At 67.3% G+C, this 799-nt stretch carries 1 protein-coding gene; it reads right to left on the bottom strand.

Going from position 1 to position 799, the window contains the following annotated elements; translation table 11 throughout:
- Positions 1–799 (bottom strand): cytochrome P450 (locus tag AC3EVP_RS36915; RefSeq protein WP_435138175.1); only part of this gene is annotated, 799 nt, incomplete at both ends.

Below are 799 nucleotides of genomic sequence, written 5' to 3'. Positions count from 1 at the left end.
TAGCACCCAGTCGTCGGCCTTCATGTCGACGCCCCGCCAGTGCATGTCGTCCTTGACGAGGCGGGCCATGGTGACCGGCGCGTAGGCGCGCAGGAACTCCTCCATCGCGGTGGGCAGCAGCTCGGGCTCGGCCACCAGGCGCTCGCGGTCCTGCGGGTTCCCGGCCAGGTGCCACAGCGATGAGCCGATCGACTTGGACGTCGTGCCGATCCCCGCCGCGAAGAGCAGCAGCATCATGCTGATGATGTGGGTCGGTTCGAGCTTGCGGCCGTGGAGCTCCATGTTGAGGAGGTACGTGATGAGGTCCTCACGCGGGTTCTTGACGTGCTCCTTGATCTCCGCGAGCAGGAAGACGAACATCTTGCTCAGCTGTTCGACGTGGTCGTCCCGCGAGCCTTGGGTGTCCTCGCGGTTCATGTTGGCGATGAGCTCGCGGAACTGCTTCCGGTCCCCCTGCGGGATGCCGAGCAGGTCACCGATGACCTGCTCGGGGATCCGCTGCGCGTAGTCCTCGGCCCCGTCTACGACGTCCCGCCCCGTGAAGCCGTCGATGAGGGAGTGGCAGTACGCCCTCGTGGTCGACTCGAGCTTGGCGACCGCGGTCTTGGTGAACGCCGGCAGCAGCAGCTTGCGCGCGCCGTGGTGGAACGGCGGGTCGGAGGTGATGGGCGGGAGTTCACCGATCGGCGCCAGGTCCCGCGGCGGCCTGAAGTTGGTGACGTTCACCGACCGCGAGGAGAAGCGGTCGGTGTCGTGGGCGATCGCCGCGATGTCCTCGTACAGGGTGGGCACCCACGCG

The sequence above is a fragment of the Actinacidiphila sp. bgisy144 genome, assembly GCF_057708105.1.
Note: the sequence above shows the minus strand (reverse complement) of the source record. Positions and strands in the feature narration are given on the sequence as shown.